The organism is Streptomyces sp. NPDC006997, assembly GCF_040635175.1.
Classification (GTDB): domain Bacteria; phylum Actinomycetota; class Actinomycetes; order Streptomycetales; family Streptomycetaceae; genus Streptomyces.
Genome location: NZ_JBEYHH010000055.1, coordinates 13,485 through 31,926, shown reverse-complemented (window position 1 = coordinate 31,926; position 18,442 = coordinate 13,485). Strand labels below are relative to the sequence as shown.

Sequence of the window (18,442 nt, the reverse complement as noted above, 5' to 3'; positions counted from 1 at the left end):
GAGCGGGTTCTCTTGGTCGAAAACCCATCTACCAGGGGCTTCACCACGTTGTCAGCCCAACAGCCGCACTCCTGAACCAGGTTGGAAAAGGCTCAGTGTCTCGTTGAACGTCTCCCGCGTCTCCATTGGGTAGCCGACGATGAAGCCGGTCACCGGTCGGATGCCAGCTGCGGCTGTGGCCGCCACGATGTCCCGCGAGCGCTCCAAGTCCAAACTCTTGCGGAGGGTCTTCTGCATATCCTGTGAGCCGGTCTCGATACCGTAGTAAATTTCCACGCACCCAGCTGCCGCCATCGCGTCGAGCATCTCACGATCCACGATGTCGGTGCGCGTGCTGCAGGCCCAGGTCGTGCCGAGCGACTCTTCGGTCAGCCGCTTGCAGAATTGCAGAGTCCACTCGCGGTTCGTAGTGAAGATATCGTGTGCGAAGCCTACGTGGTCGCGGTGGTAACGATCCCGGAGAAGCCTGATCTCTTCAACGATCCGGTCGATGGACTTCATCCTGAAGCGGCGGTTCCAGAACGGAGCTGTAGCGCAAAAATGGCACTTGAACGGGCAACCCCGCCCAACATCAAGATAGATGGGGGCGTCCGGGTCCATGCCGTATGCCTCGAAGCTCGGCATGGGTAGTGTGTCCAGATCCGGCATCACCTGCCGATCCGGATTGCGTACGATCCTGCCGTCTGCACGCCAGGTCAGTCCCTTCACCTGGTCCGGCGGCAGCTCCTTAGCGAGGCTGCGCAGCATCTCGGTGAAGGTCAGCTCACCCTCGCCGCGCACCACCATGTCGATGAAGGGGAACCGCTCCAGCATCAGCTCGGCGATCGGAGAGGACGCGGGGCCGCCGAGGCAGACAAGCGTCTGGGGGGAGCGTTCTTTAATCAGTCGGGCCATGGTCACCGTATGGTGCAACGAGTCCGCGTCGGTCATCAGCCCGACCATGCCGTCGTCTGGCTGCAGGACCGTGTCAGTAAGCCGCTCGTAGAACAAGTCGTCGTTGGCAATGAAGCCGCTGTTGATTAGCCCGTTCAGCTCAGTTACGCGAATATCGGCCTCGACTCCAGCGGCGTCCGCATGGGCCTTGAGGCAGAGCAGACCAGTTGGAACAAAACTCTGCATCGGCAGTGGATCGCCGGGTTCATAGTCGAGTGTCATCCTGCTGTGATCAAGGTGGAGACTCGTAGCCAGACTGACCTTCGCCGAAGCCTGGGCGGACACCCCCGAGCGGCTCGCCGCCTACGTCCGCCGGGACGGCCTGCACACCGCCTTCAACTTCGACTTCCTCATGGCCAGCTGGGATCCCAAGGACCTCCGTACGGTCATCGACGACTCGCTCGCCATGCTCAGCGCGGTGGGCGCGCCGGCCACCTGGGTGCTCTCCAACCACGACGTCGTGCGCCACCTCAGCCGCTACGGCCGCAAGACCGCCAAGCGGTGGGTGGCCAACGAGCCCTACCGCCCCGAGGGCCCCCTCGACGTGGAACTGGGCACCCGACGCGCCCGCGCGGCCGCCCTGCTGATGCTCGCCCTGCCCGGCGGCGCCTACATCTACCAGGGCGAGGAACTCGGCCTGCCGGAGGTCGAGGACCTGCCGGAGGCAGCACTGCAGGACCCCATCTGGGAACGCTCTGGACACACCGACCGCGGACGCGACGGCTGCCGGGTGCCGATCCCCTGGTCCGGGCCGACCGCGCCGTTCGGCTTCAGCCCCAACGCCTCCTCCGCCGCTCCCTGGCTTCCACAGCCCGCGCACTGGGGCGAGCACAGCGTGGAGGCGCAGACCGGCGACGAGACGTCGATGCTGGAGCTCTACCGCACAGCCCTGCGGCTGCGCCGCGAACACCCCGCCCTCGGCGACGGCAGTCTCACCTGGCTGGACGCTCCCACCGGAGTCCTCGCCTTCAGCCGCGGCCAGGGCTTCGCCTGCGCGGTCAACCTCTCGGCCGAGCCGTGCCCGCTGCCCGACCACACCTCGGTGCTGCTGTCCAGCGGACCCGTCGAAGGGGCGCTGCTCGCGCCGGACCACGCCGTGTGGCTCGCGGTGTAGGAGTGTGGCGGACCCGACGGGGCTTCCCCCGGCCGCCGACGGCGCGCCTCTGGTGTGCCTGAGTCCACCAGGGCCTGCCCCCTGTTCCTCCCCGCCGGGCGGGCAGGCCCTGGTCGCGCGCCTGGCCGTGGTCACCTTCTCAGTCCGCTGGCCGCCCCTGGGCGGACGAGCACACAGAGCGAGACCACCTGACGGGTCGGCGGGCGGGGGGCCCGCGCGTCGGCCACCGGTTCGCTGTGAGGTCCGCCTGACGGGTCCCGGCGTGGCCACCCTGTCAGCTGTCGAGCGCGGCGGAGGGTTCGTCCCCGTTCTGGGCCTGGCGGGCCCGCTCGGCGAGCACCGTGGCCAGCTCCCGCATCCTGTCCTCGTCGATGCCTCCCCTGCCCGCGGAGGTCGCCTGAGTCCACAGCAGCGTTGTGCCGACCCGGGTCTGGGTGATGGCGCCCGGATTGCCCTCGAAATCGTAGGAACCGAATCGAGCGTCGCGCTCGTCACCGAGCGGGCCGATCTCGAACGCCCTGGCGCGCTCCCCAGCCCCTTTGCCGTAGTGGCCGTTCCAGAGCACGTCGTACGCCTGCCGCGCGGCCTGTTCGCTGTCGTAGGCGATCATCAGGAAGGTGACGGTGGCGGCGCTGCCGTCCTCCCGGAAGGTCGAGGCGCCGTAGAAGCGGGACTTCTCGCAGCCCGCGTTGTTCCTGGCGGGGCACGCTTGGGAACGGTAGAGCTTCTCGTCCAGCTTGAGGACCGTGGGGCGATGGGTCTGCCTCCAGCCTGGCATGGCCTCGCCGTCCGGCAGCGTCTGCCGTGTCTGTTCCTTCGTGAGCGCCGCGGCCCTGTCGTTCGCGCTGTCGCTCTGCGGGCCGCCCCCACAACCGGCCAGCAGCAGTGCCGCCGAGATCACCACGCACCACCGGTAGTTCTTCATGGCCATGCCCATGCCACCACTCCTCAAGCAGCGATCCTACCCGGATGGACCGCCGCCCTCGCCCTCGCCCAGGCCGAGGCCTCCGGCCCACCGTCAGACGTCGCCCCACCCGCCCTGGACGTCTCGACACGCTGCGCAAGTGGGCCCGCCAGGACCAGATCGACTCCGGGATCCTGCCGGGGACCACGCGAGGAGTCCGTACGGACCGAGGAGCCTCCAGAAGAGGGTGTCTGCGCCTGGAGGAGGCACGGCGGCGGGCGGGCGGAGGAGGATGCCCGCCGGGAGCGTGAGCGGGTGGAGCGCGCGGCGTGCCTGAGCGGGCCGAGCGGGCCGAGCGGGAGGGGCGGGAGCGCCAGGATTTGAAGGCGGCTCCCCCGCGGGCAGGGCGGTCCGGGTGCGGTGGCCGGTCGCGGGGGTACTCTCCCGGCCGTGCGCCCGCGATGATCATCGTATGAAACAGACCTCCCGGCGCGGCGTGCTCGCCGCCCTCGCGGCCTCGGCCGTCACCGTCCCGCTGGCCACCGTCCCGGCGCGCGCGGCCCAGGCCGCGGCCCCCGCCGTCGAACCGCTGCCCGTCCCGGCGGGGACGGCCACGGCCACCTCCTCGGTGACCATGCCTGCGCTGAACGCCGCCTACTTCTCCCGCGAGACCCTGGCGGAGCGGCTCACCGCCACCGTGCTGCCGGGCACCCCGGCGCGCACCGAGGTCACCTCGGGCGGCCGACAGGTCGCGACCCTGACGCACGGGGCGCGCACCCAGGGCCTCGGCAAAGTGTCGTGATGTCCAGTTCGTGATCATGTGAGCCCGAGCAGGGTGAGCGGTCGGCGGGCGTCGCGGGCGTTGTGCCGCAGTGCGGAGGCGATGTTCGTCTTGCCGGCCAGGCGGAGGGCGCCGATGGCGAGATTGCGCCAGGTGGCCATGGCGCGAGGCGCGGTGCCCGTCCGCAGCTGGGAAGCATCCTCGGCGAACGTCACATCCCTGACATGGTGCAGGGTCTCGACCTTCCAGTGGTCGCGGATCAAGCTCGTGAGCTCGGCGGGTGTGGCTTGCTCGGCAGTGAGGCTGGTGACCGCGTAGACGGTCTTGACGCTGATCTTGCCGGTCTTGCGGTCCACTCGGCGGCGCTTGAGCTGGACGGCTTGGCGGGCCCCGGGGAAGAGCAGGTTGTTCACCGTGCACACCTTGATCCGGCGGATCTCGCCCCGGCCGTGCCCGGCGTCGCGGGTGCGTCCCTGCAGCGGAATCTGCCTCCACGGAAGAGACTTGAGCTGCTTGCGGAGCTTCTTCTGATTCCCTTTCACGATCACGATGTAGTGCGCATTGCGGCTGAGCAGGTACGCCGCGTGCTCGCGCTGGGTGTGCATCGCGTCGCTGGTCACGACCACGCCCGCCAGATCAGCGATGGTCTCCAGCAGCGGTTGGAAGCAGGTGATCTCGTTGGTCTTCTCACCCACGTCGAGCTGGGCCAGGACCAGGCCGCGGACGTGGTCGCAGGCGGCGAGCAGGTGGATCTTCCGACCCTTGGCCTTGGCCGCTCCGCGCAGGCTCTTGCCGTCGACCGCCACTCCGCGCAGCTGACCGTCGGTGCCGGCGCGCCTGTCGGCCAGCCAGAGGCCCACTGCTCGGTCCAACGCGTCGCCATCGATGCGGCCCAGCAGCCGCCGTACTGTCGTTTCCGCAGGCAGGCACCGCTTCGGGCACAGCGGATCGGGCTGTACGCCAAGGTGCTCCAGGACAGAGGACGGGGCGTCAGCGATCCACTCGCCGACTGCCAGCAGGGAGGTTGCTCCGGCCAGAACCGCGCACGCGGTCAGCGCGAGTACGGCGACCAGAGCGTGTCGCACGCCGCGGGGATCTCGCGGGTCGGGCACCTCGCCCAGTCGCTCCAGCAGGCCCGGGACGTCCTCGGGCACGGCCGCTGGGAGCTGGCGGAGTTGGTCAAAGGCAGGCGGGATCGGCGATGATGCGTCGGCAGGCACGGTCTTCCACTCGGATCACGGGGCGTCGAGAACTCCATGATCTTGGAAGCCCGTGCCTGTCACGTTCCCGGAACCCCCGTCGAACTGACAGATCATCACGAACCGGACGTCAAGCAACTACGCCGAAGCCCTGGGCGCGCACCGTCCTGCTGACCGGTCCGCAGCGGGTGTTCACGGAGAACAAGAACCCGTTCGCCGACGACTTCCAGCGCACCCTCGCCGAAGGCTGGGGCAGTTCCCCGGGCGGCGGCAGCTGGTCGGCGCTGGGCCCCGACGCCGCCGACTACTCGGTGGCACCGGGCACCGGGGTCCTCACGCTCAGCACCGACTACGCCAGCCGCCACGCGACCCTCAGGGACGGCGACCTCACCGACGTCGACGTGCGGTCCGTGGCCCGGCTGGACAAGGTTCCCACCGGTGAGGCGGTCTCCTACGCCCTCTCCTTCGGCTACCAGGACACCCACAACAACTACCGGGCCCGCCTCTCCTTCCTCACCACGGGCGCGGTCCAGCTCAGGGTGGAGAAGGAGGTCGCGGACGCGGTCACCCAGCTGACGTCCGCGCTGACCCTGGCGACGGGCGTCGCCGCGGGCACCGACTGGACGATCCGGGTCCGCCGCGAGGGCACCCGGATCCGGGTCAAGGCGTGGGCGACGGCGACCGCGGAGCCGTCCGGCTGGCTCGTCGACGTCACCGACGCCACCTTCGGCGCGGGCCGGGTGGGCCTGCGCGCCCTCGCCAACGACGGCTGCGCCAACCTGCCCGTCCGGCTGCTCGTCAGCCGTTTCCAGGTGGACGCCGGGCACTGGGCGGAACCGCCGACCGTCACCCACGGCGACTGGGTGCGCCTCCTGGACGCGCCCTTCGACGGCGCCTGGACCCCGGAGCTGGAGGGGACGATACGGGCCTGGTCCGGCTCGACCGCGCCGGACGTGCTGGCGTACGCGGCGATGTTCCTGCCCGGCGCCCCGTCGGTGGTCGCGGGCTCGGGACCGGCCGCGGGCAAGCGGGTCCTGGGCGAGTCCGGGTACGGCTACCTCGACGCGCAGGGCTACCGCCTGGAGGGCGCCGACTTCCACGAGTACATGGGCGTGGGCTGGACGTTCCCGGACGGCGCCTACACCGGCCCGTCCAGCAAGCAGGTCGGCAACCTGGACTGCTCGGGGTACGTGCGCATGGTCTACGGCTACCACCTGGGCGTACCGCTGGCCGCGGACACCTCCGGCACCCGCCTCCCGCGCCGGTCCCGGGACATGGCCGACCACACGCCGGGCGTCCGCGTCGACCGCACCGACGGCACGAACCCGCCCGCCGCCGCCCAGCTCCAGCCGGGCGACCTGGTCCTGTTCAACGCCGACTCCGGGGACGACGCCGCCACGGCCACCGTGGACCACGTCGGCATCCACCTCGGCACCGACACCGAGGGCAGGCGCCGCTTCCTCTCCAGCCGCAAGACGGTCAACGGCCCCACGATGTCCGACCTGGGCGGCGCCTCGCACCTGGAGGGCACCGGCACCTACGCGCGGACCCTGCACACCGTGCACCGGATCTGAGCCGCCGGAGGGCGGCGCCGGGCCGCGCACGTCCGGGGAGCAGGAGGGGAGGCACTGCTCCCCTCCTGCTCCCCGGCACGCCAGCGTCCCGCTGGCCTCCGGCCCCTCGGGGCCGTGGGTGGTTGCCCGCGACGGGATGCCGCCGGCGGGACGGTTACGGGGCAGGGCGTCGCCCCGGCGCGCGCGACGCCGACGAGCAGACCGTCGTCCCGGGAACCGGCAGTCCCGACGTCGTGGTCCCGTCCCTGGCCCGCCCGGGGCCGTCCGCGGACGACGACGTCCGCGGACGACGACGATCCCCCGAAGCGCGGACCGGACAGTCGTGGGAGGCTCGCCCTCTTCTTCCGCGGTCCTGGCCTCGATACCGGGGGCGGGGCGCGGTCAGGACCGCCGCCGCCTTGCCGGTCACCGTCGGCGACGGCGGCCCGCTTCCCCTCCGCCGCCCACCTGGCCTCCTGCACCGGCGCCCCGCCCCGCCTGGCCTCTCGCCTCGCCTCGCCAACAAGGTCGTCGGAGACCTCGGTCCGCGGCGGACACGCGCCCCGTGCCGGCAACCGGCAGCTCAGCCGGGCGATGTCCGGGGCTGCGTTCGCCGCCCCGCACGGTCCTGCCTCCCGCACCTGCCACGACCGCCGCCAGGCCCGCGGGGAAACCCGCCCACAGGCTCTTCTCCGCCTGGTCCGCCACCGCGTCAGCGTGCTCTCCGCGACGCTCTGCGACGGCGCCTCCTGCGGACGCCCGGAACCCCACGCCCCGCTCGGCGAAAGACACAGCGGCAACCCGGGCCTCTCCGGTTGCAGAGCGGAGCCGGCCGAGGGAAACCAGCTCCCGGGAAGCGGGCGCGGCGGCCCTCCGCGGCCCCGGCCGATGGCGACGGCGCAGACCCGCGCAGGTGTGACGCATCACCCCGGGATACCCCCGGGGGCATAAACCGCCTCCTGTTACGGTTGACCCAAGGCATACCCCCCCGGGTATTAGTGAAGGCTAGCGAGCAGGAGTTCCCCCGCATGGTTCCCGAGATTGACCAGCAGAGCTTCGCCGAGGCGCACGCGACCGGCGCCCTCGTCGTCGACGTCCGCAACCGCGGCGAGTACCGCGCCGGCCACGTCCCAGGGGCCCGGTCGGCGCCGCTGCCCGACCTCCCGCTGGTCCTCGCCGAACTGCCCAAGGACCGGCCGGTCCACGTGATCTGCCAGAGCGGCGGCCGCAGCGCGCAGGCGACCGCCCTGCTGCGCGACCTGGGCTACGACGCCCACAGCGTCAGCGGCGGCACCGCCGCCTGGATCGACGCCGGCCGGGTCGCGGCCACCGGCGACGAGCCCGGCACCTCCACCGCCTCCACCGCCCCCGCCGCCCCCGCCACCGCCGAGGAGACGCGATGATCACCGTTCTGCCCGTCGAGACCCCCGGCCTGGGCGACCGCACCTACCTCGCCCACGACGGCTCCGTGGCACTGGTGGTCGACCCCCAGCGCGACTACGACCGCGTCACCGCGCTGGCCGACGCCGCCGGAGTGCGGATCACCCACGTGTTCGAGACCCACATCCACAACGACTACGTCACCGGCGGCCTGGCCCTCGCCCGCGAGGTGGGCGCGCAGTACCTGGTGAACGCCGACGACGAGGTCTCCTACGAGCGGACCCCGGTGCACGACGGCCAGGTGGTCGAGGTCGGCGACACCCTGCGGGTGCGCGTGATCCACACCCCGGGCCACACCCACACCCACCTGTCCTACGCCCTGGAGGCGGGCGGGGAGCAGGTCGCGGTGTTCACCGGCGGCTCCCTGCTGTACGGGTCGACCGGGCGGCCGGACCTGCTGGGGCCGGACCACACCGACACCCTGGTGCGGGCCCAGTGGCGCTCGGCGCGCCGGCTGGCGGAGGAACTGCCGGACGAGACCGCCGTCTACCCCACCCACGGGTTCGGCTCGTTCTGCTCCGCCACGCAGGCCACGGGCCTGTCCAGCACCATCGGCGAGGAGAAGCGGACCAACACCGCACTGACCTCCGACGAGGAGGCCTACGTCGAGCAGCTCCTGGCCGGCCTCGACGCCTACCCGGCCTACTACGCCCACATGGGCCCGGCCAACTCCGGCGGGCCCGGCAAACCCGACCTGTCCGCGCCGTCCGTCGCGGACCCGGCCGAGCTGCGGCGCAGGATCGAGGCCGGCGAGTGGGTGGTCGACCTGCGCGACCGCACCGCCTTCGCCGCCGGGCACCTGGCAGGCAGCCTCAACTTCGGCCTGGACGGCCAGTTCGTCACCTACCTGGGCTGGCTGATCCCCTGGGGCACCCCGCTCACCCTGCTCGGCGAGACCGCCGGAGACGTGGCCGAGGCCCAGCGCGAACTGGTCCGCATCGGCATCGACCGCCCGGCCGCCATGGCCACCGGAGGCCCCGGGGACTGGGCCGGCGGGGAGCCCCTGGCCGCCTACGAGCGCGCCACCTTCGGCGACCTGAAGGCCGCTCTCGGCGGCGACGACCTCGTCGTCCTGGACGTGCGCCGCAACCAGGAGCGCGACGAGGCGCACATCCCGGGCTCGGTGCACATCCCCGTCCACGAGGTGCCGGGCCGCCTCAAGGAGATCCCCGCCGGCCGTGTCTGGGTGCACTGCGCCGGCGGCTACCGCGCCGGAGTCGTCGCCGCACTGCTCCACGCCCGCGGCCGTGACGTCGTCGCCGTCGACGACAGCTTCGACAACGCCCTCGACCTGGGGCTGTGCCCCCTCACCTCCGGCATCCCCACGACCCGCGACAACCGACAGGAGACCAACGCGTGACCACCCCCCGCAGCCTGACCATCGACGAACTGCGCACCCGGCTCGACTCCGCCAACCCGCCGCGCCTGCTCGACGTCCGTTCCCCCGTCGAGTTCGAGGGCGCCCACATCCCCGGTTCCTACAACGTTCCGCTGGACACCCTGCGCGAGCACCGCGAGGAGCTGACGAAGCACCTGGACACCGACGTGGTGCTGGTGTGCCGCTCGGGCCAGCGCGCCGGCCAGGCCGAACGCGCCCTCGACCAGGCCGGGCTGCCCGGCCTGGCGGTCCTGTCGGGCGGCATGACGGCCTGGGAGAAGTCCGGCGCCCCGACCAACTACGGCCAGGAGCGCTGGGACATGGAGCGCCAGGTCCGCCTGGTCGCCGGCTCCCTGGTGCTGGCCGGCGCCCTCGGCAGCTTCCTCGTCCCCGGTCTGCAGGCGCTGTCCGCGTTCGTCGGCGGCGGACTGGCCTTCGCCGCCCTCAGCAACACCTGCGCCATGGGCGTGATGCTGTCGAAGATGCCGTGGAACCGCACACCGTCCTTCGACCCGCGCAAGGCCGTCGCCCAGCTCGCCGGCGGCAGGTGATCACCATGACGCTGACGCTCGTCCTGGTCCTGGCGCTGCTGGTCGGCGTCTCCCTCGGACTGCTCGGGGGAGGCGGATCGATACTGACCGTGCCCCTGCTGGTCTACGTCGCGGGCATGGACGCCAAGGAGGCCATCGCGACCTCCCTGTTCGTCGTCGGCGTCACCTCCGCCGTGGGCATGATCAACCATGCCCGCGGCGGACGGGTCCGCTGGCGTACCGGCGTCCTGTTCGGCGCGGCCGGCATGGCCGGCGCCTACACCGGCGGACTCCTCGGCGGCCACATCCCCGACGTCGTCCTGCTGATCGCCTTCGCGGTCATGATGATCGTCACGGCCGCCGCCATGCTCCGGGGCCGCCGGGGCGTCGACCCCGACCGCGCCCACAGGCAGCTTCCGGTGGGGAGGGTCCTGCTGGACGGCGCGGCCGTCGGCCTGGCCACCGGCCTGGTCGGCGCGGGCGGCGGCTTCCTCGTCGTCCCCGCCCTGGCCCTGCTGGGCGGCCTGTCCATGCCGGTGGCCATCGGCACCTCACTGCTGGTCATCGCGATGAAGTCCGCCGCGGGCTTCGCCGGCTACCTCTCGACCGTACAGATCGACTGGACCCTGACCCTGGCCGTCACCGGGTTCGCCGTCGTGGGCAGCTTCGTCGGAGCGCGGCTGGCCGGGCGCGTCCCCGCACACGTCCTCTCCCGCCTCTTCGCCTGGTTCGTGCTGGCCATGGGCACCTTCGTCCTGGTCCAGCAGGCCCCCGCCCAGGTAGCGGTCCCGGGGCTCGCGGCCCTCGCCTCGCTGGGTGCCGGAGCGGGCGTCTGCTACGGCTTCGTCGCCCGCTGTCCGCTGCGACGCGCCGTCCACCGGGCCTAGCCGGTGGACGGCCCCCGCCACTAGCGGTACGGCCCCTGCCACAAGCGGTGGACGGCCCCGCTGCCCCGGCGCACGCCCTTCGGCGCGCCGGGGCAGTGGCATGTCGTGCCGTCCGGGGAATGCCCCGCCCCGTTCCCGCGTTCATTACCCCAGGGGGTATCAAAGGACACCATTCCGGTGAAACGGAAGGAACCATTTCATGAGCACCGTCGCACTCACCGCTGCGGACTTCGAGAACACGGTCACCGGCAACGACATCGTCCTCGTCGACTTCTGGGCCTCCTGGTGCGGACCGTGCCGGACGTTCGCCCCCGTCTACGAGAAGGCCTCCGAGGCCCACTCCGACATCGTCTTCGGCAAGGTCGACACCGAGGCCGAGCAGCGCCTGGCCGCCGCGGCGGACATCACCTCGATCCCCACGTTGATGGCCTTCCGTGAAGGCATCCTGGTCTTCTCCCAGCCCGGCGCGCTTCCGCCCCAGGCGCTGGACCAGTTGATCACCGCCGTCCGCGGGCTCGACATGGACGACGTCCGCGCCTCCCTCGCCGCCCAGAGCCCCGCCCAGAGCCCCGGCCGGTGACCGCGGCCGGTCCCGGGCCGGCCCCGTGAAAGGAAGAACCCATGGTCCAGCTCCCCGCCGACCAGGTGCGGTCGGCCGCCAACCGGCTCAAGCGCGCACAGGGCCAGCTCGCCGGCGTCGTGCGCATGTTGGAAGAAGGACGTGACTGCGAGGAGGTCGTCACCCAGCTCGCCGCGGTCAACCGGGCGCTGGACCGGGCCGGCTTCGCCATCGTCGCCAGCGGTCTCAAGGAGTGCCTGAGCCAGGAGGGCGGAGTCGACAGCCTCGACACCCAGAAGATGGAGAAGCTCTTCCTCTCCCTCTCCTGACGCTCCGGCCCGGGGCGGGTCGGGGTGCTGGACGTGCGGCGGAACTCCGAACGCGCCGCGGGTCACGTGGAGGGGTCGGTGCACGTCCCGATTCACGAGGTGCGCGGCCGGATCGGCGAGGTGCCCGCCGGGACCGTGTGGGTGCACTGCGCGAGCGGTATGCGCGCGGCGATCGCGGCCTCCCTGCTGGACGCCGCCGGACGGGACGTGGTCGCCGTCGACGACGGCTTCGACGCCGCTGTCGAGGCGGGCCTGACCGTGCCCCGCCGCTGATCACCCCATCCGCCCGCCCAGGCCAAGGGCATGACCACGCTCCCCTTCCGACGCGGCACGGACCGCCTCACCCCCGAGCAGGCCCGCACCCGCACCGGCGACGGCACCGCCGTCCTGCCCGACGTGCGCGAGGCGCCGGAGCGGAGGGCCGGACACGCGCCCGGCGCCGTCTGCCTGCCCCGGACCCGGCTGCTGGCCCTGACCCGGCCTCCCGCCGGACGTGCGGGACCGGCCCGCGGTGGCGGTCTGCCGCTCCGGGCGCCGTTCACGGCAGGCGGTCAGGCTCCCGGCCTCCCCCGGCATCGACGCCGTCGACGTCGCCGACGTCGCCGACGGCATGAACGCCTGGGCGAAGGCCGGCCGCCGCCCCGGACTGCCGGTCGTCGACGAGCGCGGGCCGGGCGGCCGGATCACGTGAGCGCCCTGGTCCTGGCCCTGATCGCGGGGGGCCGTGGCCGACCTGGCGCTCGGCGTGCTCGGCGTGCTCGGCGGCGGCAGTGTCCTGGCCGTTCCCGCCCTGATCCACCTGCGGGGCTCCACCCCCGCCGCGGCCACCGCCGGCAGCCTCGTCATCGTCACCGCGCCCTCCCCGGACCGCGCTGAACGCCCACGCCCACACGCCCACGCGGGAAGAGTGGGCGTGCGCGGTGGGGTGCCATCCCGTCCTCCAGCGCCCCGGTGCCGGAGGCCCACGCCGGTGGTGGCCCGCCCGGCGACTCACCCGCGCAACCCGGCGAGGTGGGGCCGGCGTTGACGTGAGCGGCGGTGAGTCGGCGCGCTCCGGGCAGCAATCTGCGCCGGGACTTTCCCGGCAGACCGCCACGACCGCGCATCAATCACCGAACGGCCATCTATCCGCGTAGACGGAGACCGTTCACAATGGCGCAGCACCCGCACGAACACGTCCCGCTGTGCGCCGCACAGCGGTTTCTCCGGTAAGCCCGGTCCTGGGCAACCCCACTGTCTGGAGGACAAGTTGTTCGCACAGAGACAGCTCCGCGCGGCACTCACCGCACTCGCGCTGAGCGGCCTGGCCCTGACCGCCCTTCAGGGAACCGCGGGGGCGGCCGACGCCCCGAGTACAACGGCCTCGGCCACCGCCGAGACCTCGCCGGTCGCCTCGGTCGAGGAGTCGACGGCACGCGCCCTGGCCCGTTCGTTGGCCGAGCCCGCCTGGCACCGGCAGGTGGCGAAGGCGGCCCTCGCGGACGAGGAGGTTGACCTGCTGGCCCTGACGGCCAGGTCCGCCGCCCGGCCGGCCGTGGACTTGCGGACCACCCTCGCCAAGGCGGAGACGGCAATCGCCGAGGCCAAGGGGCTCGGCACGGACGCCGGATCCCTGCTGCGGGTCAGCCTCGCCGGAAAGCCGGTGAGCGCGTCCGCCCTCGCCAGGATCTCGCCGCTGGTCGCGTCCGCGCCAGCCGACGACGACGCCGACGTGGTCATCGCCTACGACAGCGCGGGGAACGCGCACGAACTGAACGCGGACAAGGCCCCGGAGCGGCCGGTCTACGTCGTCGGCGTCGACGGGCAGAAGGCCCTCGCCGCGGGCCTCGAAGTGATCGACAGGGAACTCGCCGCCCAAGGGCTCGGCACCCTGAGCGCCCCCGGGGCCAACACGTCCGCGGCCGGTTCCACCGCTGTCGCGTCCACCGGGTTCTGGACGACCCGCATCAAGTCCATCAGGGTGGCGGACCTCAAGGAACCCTGGTTCAAGGGCAATGCCGAGATCTTCACCCTCGTCACCGGGTTCGGCACAGACGGCAAGGTCCGCGTCGACACGGTCACCATGCCGTACCTCGACGACGAGAACACGACCTACTACCCCAACCAGATCCTCGTCAACTGGTCGAACTACAAGTACAACCTGGCCGACGCCGTCCTCATGGAGGACGACGGCGACACCAACTACTCCTCGCTCGCCAAGGCACTCGCCACGGCCCTGCTGACCATCACCGACCAGGGCATGTACGTTCCGCTCGTCAACGCCCTCATCGACGCGATGCCCACCTCGTGGTGGACCGACGACCCCGACTACGTCGACTCCTTCTACACGCTGGCCAGGGAGACCGCCGACAGCCGCGCCGGCGCATCGGCCAACGCCCGCATGACGGTGGAGCGCTACTACGTCTCCGCGCTCTGACCCAGGACGCCCCGCCCCCGCCGGACAGGCCTCGTGCCACCCCGGCGGAGGCGCGGTACGCGACGCACGGCCGGGCGATGCCCGCCACGACACCGTGACGGGCTCCCGGACTCGCTGCGCGCGGAAGCCGGTGGTCTCGCCGCGCTCACCGGCGGCGAACGCCATGTGACAGACCCGCCGCAGGCCCCGTCGGGGCAGGGTGACCCCAGGGGTTCCCCGCCCCGACGGAGTCCGGTCGGCCGGGCGGCGGGCTACCGGCGCCCGGCAGGGGCCGGTGCCGTGTGCGGCACTCCCCGGCTCAGGCGAAGTTCACGTCGCTGCACCACATGTAGGCCTGGTCGAGGTGCGAGGCCTGCCAGATCACGAACACGATGTGGTGTCCGGTGTAGCCGGAGGTCTGGACGGGGAACGTGATGTCCTGCGCCGGGGCGAAGCGGCCGGTCTGCGTGATGAAGTCGAGGTTGCCCCAGCCCAGGGTCTGGGTCTTGGGGTCGAAGCCCTGCTTGCTCACGTAGACCTTGAAGTAGTCGGCGCCGTGGTACGCCTGGTCGTACAGGTGGACCGAGAAGTTGCTGCCGATGGTGGTGGTCTTCCACGGCCCGGGCTTGTCGAGGCTGGCGTTCCTGGAGAGGTTGTTGCTGCAGAGCGTCCCGTCGGGGGTCCGCGCCTGGAACTGGCCGCCGAGGCCGTCGCGGAGCGCGCTCATCCAGTTCCACATGGTGTCGGGGTTGGCCTGGAAGGCCTGCCAGCACATGGGGTCCTGGGTCTGCATGGCCGGGTCCATGTGGTTGCTGCCCCACGTCTTCCAGCACTGGTACGCGCGGGTGGCGGGGCCGACGACGGTGCCGTGAGCCTGGGCGGGGGCTGACCAGGTCAGTGCGCCGACCACCACGGCGAACAGCATGACGAGCACCTGGAGAGGCCGGCGGAGAGACGATCGCGAAGGCCCGGTTAAGGGACTCAGGTTGGGCATGTGGGGGGAACTCCTTCCAAGGGCGTAGCCGTTATGGGAGCGCTCCCAAAGGTAGGTCTCCTGAGTGAAATGTCAATGAGGAAAACAGGGTTGGCTGCAAAGGGTGGGCGAGGCCGGGAGGGGCGCTCACCGCACGGCAACGGTGGAACTGGGCGGTGTGGTGCGCAGGACGGTCGTGCTGCCGCCGCCGGTGCCGCCTGGCCGTCGGCGCTGACGCCGGTCAAGCGCCGCCGAGTCGGGCAGCGCCTCCGGCCGCTCGCGCAAGCCGGGGTCAGCAAGGCGCAGCAGGTTCGGCGGCGGAGCGGACGGCCCGGTGCCCGGCTGGTCGTGGACCTGGCGGTCCGCAAGGGAACGGCCCCCGGGGCCGGTGCTGTTGTGATGGCCCCGGCGTCCCCCCGCCGGTATCGCGCTGATGGCCAGTGCCGTCTCCCGGATGAAGTCGCCCAGGCTGCCGTCCCGTGACTTCGCCGTCCAGGCGGCCGCCGCGGACGTCCTGAAGAACAACCGGCTGATCGCCGAGGCCGCCCGCACGGCGGGCGTCGCCTCCCCGCTCCTGGACGTCTGCCACACCCTCTTCGGCGAGACGGTGGCGCGGGGGCACGGTCACGAGGACATGGTGGCCGTCCTGCGGGCTCTGGAGACCCGTGCGGGCGGTTGACGCGCGTTCCTCCTGTCGTCCGCGTCGCGTCGCGTGCCGTTCCCGGCGGTGGCCCCGACGTGATGGGGTGCGCAACTCCCGCGTGCCGTCGGGGCGTTCACGTCTGCGGCTGGCCGGGGACCGTCCCACGGGTGTCGGCCTGCGGCCGCGCACCGCGCCTCGTTGGCGTGGGGCGGGGTCGTGCGGCTCGTGCGGTGCCCCTTTCGTCCCGGTCGGGCGGGGTGGCCTCCGGTGGTGGCGGCAGCGAGTGCGTGCCTGGCTGTCGGTGGGGCGGTCGGCGGCCTCGCCCACGCGCCGTGGGGTTGGCGGCTTTCGGCCTGACCATCCGGGCCGGACCCACCCACAATGGCAGGTACATGACGTAGGAGGTCAGTGTGAGTCCCGTGCGTTCCGTCAGACCCCTCCGAACCGTCCTGCGGGCCGTCGCCGTACTGGCGCTGCTCCTGGGCTGGTCCGCCGCCGGACCGGCCGCCCATGCCGACCAGCGAGCGGGGCAGCAGGCGGCCGTCGCGGTGCGCGGGGGCGACACCCTCTACAGCACCAGCACCCGCTGCACCGTGGGCTTCAACGCCCGCTCCGGCTCCACGCTGTACGCGCTCGTCTCGGGCCGGTGCGCCCAGGGCGCCCAGACCTGGTACGCCGACCCCGCCCTGACCATCGTCGTCGGCGTCACCGCGGGCGTGAGCTTCCCGGGCGACGACTACGCGAGCGTCCGGTACACCAACACGGCGGTCGCCTACCCGGGCGAGGTCACGCTGGGCGCCGGTACCCGCGACATCACCGGCGCGGCGAACCCCGCCGTCGGGCAGTCCGTCTGCCACGTCGGGCGGACCACCGGATACCACTGCGGGGTCGTCCAGGCCGTGAACGTCACCGTCAACTACGGCGGAGGGATCGTCTACGGGCTGTTCCGGTCGAACGTCTGCTCAGAGCCCGGAGACGACGGCGGCCCGGCCTTCTCGGGCGGCACGGCTCTCGGCATCATCGTCGGCGGCAGCGGGAACTGCAGCTCGGGAGGGGGCACCTACTACCAGCCGGTGGTCGAGTGGCTGGCGGCGTACGGTCTGAGCGTCTACTGAGCCAGCCGAGCCGACCGGGCACGCGAAGCTCCCCTGCGGCGCGATCGCCGGCGGGCGCCCGGCAAACGCCACGGCGGCCAGCCGCACCCGTCACGCGCCGCTCATCTCCAGCCGCGCCGGCCCCGTAACCCCGACACCGTCACCGCACGGCCGACCGGGCTGACCCGCCCGCTCCACAGACCCCGGTTCGGTTCATGCTCCGAGGATCGTGCGCTTCTGCTCTTCGAACTCGGCCTCGGTGAGCACGCCCTGACTCTTGAGTTCGCCGAGTTGCTTCAACTGGTCGATCTTGCTGGTCATGTCGGGGGCCGCCGCAGCAGCGGGCGGTTCGGCCTGGTACGCCGGTCGCGCCGGGGGTGCCTCGTAGCCCTGCTGCGCCGCCCAGCGTCCCTGCTGTCGGCGTGTCACACGGTTCGACACGGCGGTCGCCGTTCCGGCGACGACGGCCGTGCGCGCGACCCCGCGGATGAGTCCTGGCATGGCGTGTCCCTCCTGCCTCGGTGAGCTGCCTAGCGAGCGGCCTCGGTCGCGTCGAGGGCGGCGACGAGGGCGGGCACCGGGATCCGCCCGGAGGCGACCATCCGGGCGCCGCCGCGGCGCAGGGCGGCGGCGAAGGGCGCGGCCCACAGGTTCTCGTAGACGAGGATGCCGGCGGAACTGCCGGGTTCCAGCGCGGTGGCCGCCTCCTCGATGTCGTCCTGGCCCAGGAGTCCTGACGACACGCCCTCGAAGACGGCCAGGTCGAGTGCGCCGTCGCCGGTGAGGTCGGCGATCTCCATACCGGTCACGGATCCGTCGTCGTCCTTCCTGACGAACATCAGGTCCAGGATCCGGATGAGGCCTCGGTCCACCAGGTCGACGAGGAGGGGGAAGCCCTCGCCGGTCATCCGGTTACCGGGGAACTCGACGACCAGGTAGTCGACCGGACCCACTTCGCCCGCTTCTTCGAATGCCTCGCTCACGGCGTCACCTCTGGTGCTCGTGGCTTTCCGCCTGCAATGCCCCCTCACTTCCTCCCATTGCATCATCGGGCCCCGTCCGCCGCACCTCGATGCTCCGGTCACCAGCCGGGGTTCGCCCAGCTCACGCGGGGTGACGCGCGCGGATCCGCTGGTGCTCACGAGCGACGGCGTGGCGAGGAGTTCCCGGCCCGTGAGCGCGGCGAGCCGGACGAGGTGGGGCAGCCGGTGAACGGCGTCGGGAAGCGCGGACGGCGCCCCGGACGGCCGCGGCATCACCCCGTTTCCTCGGTCGGCCCGGTCCCGCTGGTCCTCCTCGCCGCGCTGCTGCCGCCGCTGCCCGTCGTCACGGTCCGGGCGAGCAGCGTCGTGCAGGACACGGACCCGCTCCGTCGGCACCGCCGGGCCGCTGGCGAGCGGTGCCGACGCGCAGGGAGCGGCCACCCCTCAGGGCACCGCCGCCGTACGGGCACGGATCGCCGTGGACGCGCTGGTCAGGGAGGTGACGGAGGGGCTGCGCGGCAGGGGTCCCGCCGCGGTGACCGGGCCCGCCGGGTGATCTGGACGGCCCGGTCGAGAACCGGCCGCGGCGGGTGGTCACCAGCGGTGCTCGCGGGACGGTCTGGGTGAACGCCGACCGCGGGGCCCACCCGGCGGGCCGGGCCCGCCCCACGCGGGCGCCTGCCTCCGGCCGTCTCGTGCGGCCGCTCGGCTGAGGCCCGGCCCGCCGCTCCGGGAAGCCAGGGCCCT

General features: G+C 72.3%; 16 protein-coding genes and 6 pseudogenes. 16 read left to right on the top strand and 6 right to left on the bottom strand.

The window, feature by feature from the left end:
- Positions 1-51: 51 nt before the first annotated feature.
- The gene (locus tag ABZ659_RS33340; protein WP_360227858.1) at positions 52-1,155 is read right to left on the bottom strand and encodes a radical SAM protein; all 1,104 of its coding nucleotides are present in this window, start codon (positions 1,153-1,155) and stop codon (positions 52-54) included.
- 43 nt (positions 1,156-1,198) lie between these two features.
- Here ABZ659_RS33340 and ABZ659_RS33335 point away from each other — a divergent pair.
- Positions 1,199-2,047, top strand: a pseudogene (locus ABZ659_RS33335) (DUF3459 domain-containing protein); the annotation flags it as partial.
- A 274-nt stretch (positions 2,048-2,321) separates the two neighbouring features.
- Here ABZ659_RS33335 and ABZ659_RS33330 read toward each other — a convergent pair.
- Positions 2,322-2,984, bottom strand: coding sequence for a hypothetical protein (locus ABZ659_RS33330; RefSeq protein WP_360227855.1), 663 nt, complete (start codon positions 2,982-2,984; stop codon positions 2,322-2,324).
- Between the two features lie 439 nt (positions 2,985-3,423).
- On the opposite strand from ABZ659_RS33330, the gene ABZ659_RS33325 reads away from it, so the two are divergent.
- On the top strand, positions 3,424-3,753 hold the full coding sequence (locus ABZ659_RS33325; protein WP_360227852.1) for a hypothetical protein: 330 nt from the start codon (positions 3,424-3,426) through the stop codon (positions 3,751-3,753).
- A gap of 14 nt (positions 3,754-3,767) precedes the next feature.
- Here ABZ659_RS33325 and ABZ659_RS33320 read toward each other — a convergent pair whose 3' ends face one another.
- The gene (locus ABZ659_RS33320) at positions 3,768-4,886 is read right to left on the bottom strand and encodes an ISAs1 family transposase (RefSeq protein WP_360227849.1); all 1,119 of its coding nucleotides are present in this window, start codon (positions 4,884-4,886) and stop codon (positions 3,768-3,770) included.
- Positions 4,887-5,119: 233 nt separating this feature from the next.
- Between ABZ659_RS33320 and ABZ659_RS33315 the strand changes: the two genes are divergently transcribed.
- From ABZ659_RS33315 to ABZ659_RS33260, 12 genes and pseudogenes are all read left to right on the top strand, one after another.
- Positions 5,120-6,505 (top strand): NlpC/P60 family protein, encoded by a 1,386-nt coding sequence (locus ABZ659_RS33315; RefSeq protein WP_360227846.1) that lies wholly within the window; start codon positions 5,120-5,122, stop codon positions 6,503-6,505.
- Between the two features lie 115 nt (positions 6,506-6,620).
- A pseudogene (locus tag ABZ659_RS33310) lies at positions 6,621-7,228 on the top strand (IS110 family transposase); the annotation flags it as partial.
- A gap of 284 nt (positions 7,229-7,512) precedes the next feature.
- Positions 7,513-7,887: a rhodanese-like domain-containing protein gene (locus tag ABZ659_RS33305; protein WP_360227843.1), complete on the top strand. Its 375-nt coding sequence runs from the start codon at positions 7,513-7,515 to the stop codon at positions 7,885-7,887.
- Positions 7,884-9,284: an MBL fold metallo-hydrolase gene (locus ABZ659_RS33300; RefSeq protein WP_360227840.1), complete on the top strand. Its 1,401-nt coding sequence runs from the start codon at positions 7,884-7,886 to the stop codon at positions 9,282-9,284. Before ABZ659_RS33305 ends, ABZ659_RS33300 begins: the two co-directional genes overlap by 4 nt.
- Positions 9,281-9,853: a rhodanese-like domain-containing protein gene (locus ABZ659_RS33295; RefSeq protein WP_360227837.1), complete on the top strand. Its 573-nt coding sequence runs from the start codon at positions 9,281-9,283 to the stop codon at positions 9,851-9,853. Before ABZ659_RS33300 ends, ABZ659_RS33295 begins: the two co-directional genes overlap by 4 nt.
- A 5-nt stretch (positions 9,854-9,858) precedes the next feature.
- Positions 9,859-10,719, top strand: a complete 861-nt coding sequence (locus tag ABZ659_RS33290; RefSeq protein ID WP_360227834.1) for a sulfite exporter TauE/SafE family protein — start codon at positions 9,859-9,861, stop codon at positions 10,717-10,719.
- A 199-nt stretch (positions 10,720-10,918) separates the two neighbouring features.
- Entirely contained in the window at positions 10,919-11,299 is a 381-nt protein-coding gene (gene trxA / locus ABZ659_RS33285; protein WP_360227831.1) for a thioredoxin, read from the top strand.
- A gap of 41 nt (positions 11,300-11,340) precedes the next feature.
- On the top strand, positions 11,341-11,607 hold the full coding sequence (locus ABZ659_RS33280) for a metal-sensitive transcriptional regulator (RefSeq protein ID WP_360227828.1): 267 nt from the start codon (positions 11,341-11,343) through the stop codon (positions 11,605-11,607).
- A gap of 18 nt (positions 11,608-11,625) precedes the next feature.
- Positions 11,626-11,880, top strand: a pseudogene (locus tag ABZ659_RS33275) (rhodanese-like domain-containing protein); the annotation flags it as partial.
- Between the two features lie 30 nt (positions 11,881-11,910).
- A pseudogene (locus tag ABZ659_RS33270) lies at positions 11,911-12,298 on the top strand (rhodanese-like domain-containing protein).
- Positions 12,295-12,469 (top strand): annotated as a pseudogene (locus ABZ659_RS33265) (sulfite exporter TauE/SafE family protein); the annotation flags it as partial. The pseudogenes ABZ659_RS33270 and ABZ659_RS33265, both read left to right, overlap by 4 nt.
- Before the next feature lie 387 nt (positions 12,470-12,856).
- Positions 12,857-14,023: a DUF3103 family protein gene (locus ABZ659_RS33260; RefSeq protein ID WP_360227825.1), complete on the top strand. Its 1,167-nt coding sequence runs from the start codon at positions 12,857-12,859 to the stop codon at positions 14,021-14,023.
- 298 nt (positions 14,024-14,321) lie between these two features.
- Here the strand turns inward: ABZ659_RS33260 and ABZ659_RS33255 are convergent, their stop codons facing one another.
- Complete coding sequence (locus ABZ659_RS33255; RefSeq protein WP_360227822.1) at positions 14,322-14,927, bottom strand: lytic polysaccharide monooxygenase; 606 nt, start codon at positions 14,925-14,927, stop codon at positions 14,322-14,324.
- Between the two features lie 481 nt (positions 14,928-15,408).
- Here ABZ659_RS33255 and ABZ659_RS33250 point away from each other — a divergent pair.
- A pseudogene (locus ABZ659_RS33250) lies at positions 15,409-15,654 on the top strand (NAD-binding protein); the annotation flags it as partial.
- Positions 15,655-16,028: 374 nt separating this feature from the next.
- Positions 16,029-16,733 (top strand): S1 family peptidase, encoded by a 705-nt coding sequence (locus ABZ659_RS33245; protein WP_360227819.1) that lies wholly within the window; start codon positions 16,029-16,031, stop codon positions 16,731-16,733.
- Between the two features lie 192 nt (positions 16,734-16,925).
- On the opposite strand, the gene ABZ659_RS33240 is transcribed toward ABZ659_RS33245, so the two are convergent.
- Both ABZ659_RS33240 and ABZ659_RS33235 read right to left on the bottom strand, forming a co-directional pair.
- Complete coding sequence (locus ABZ659_RS33240) at positions 16,926-17,213, bottom strand: SHOCT domain-containing protein (protein ID WP_360227816.1); 288 nt, start codon at positions 17,211-17,213, stop codon at positions 16,926-16,928.
- A 29-nt stretch (positions 17,214-17,242) separates the two neighbouring features.
- Positions 17,243-17,695 (bottom strand): DUF6325 family protein, encoded by a 453-nt coding sequence (locus ABZ659_RS33235; RefSeq protein ID WP_360227813.1) that lies wholly within the window; start codon positions 17,693-17,695, stop codon positions 17,243-17,245.
- Positions 17,696-18,442: the final 747 nt, after the last annotated feature.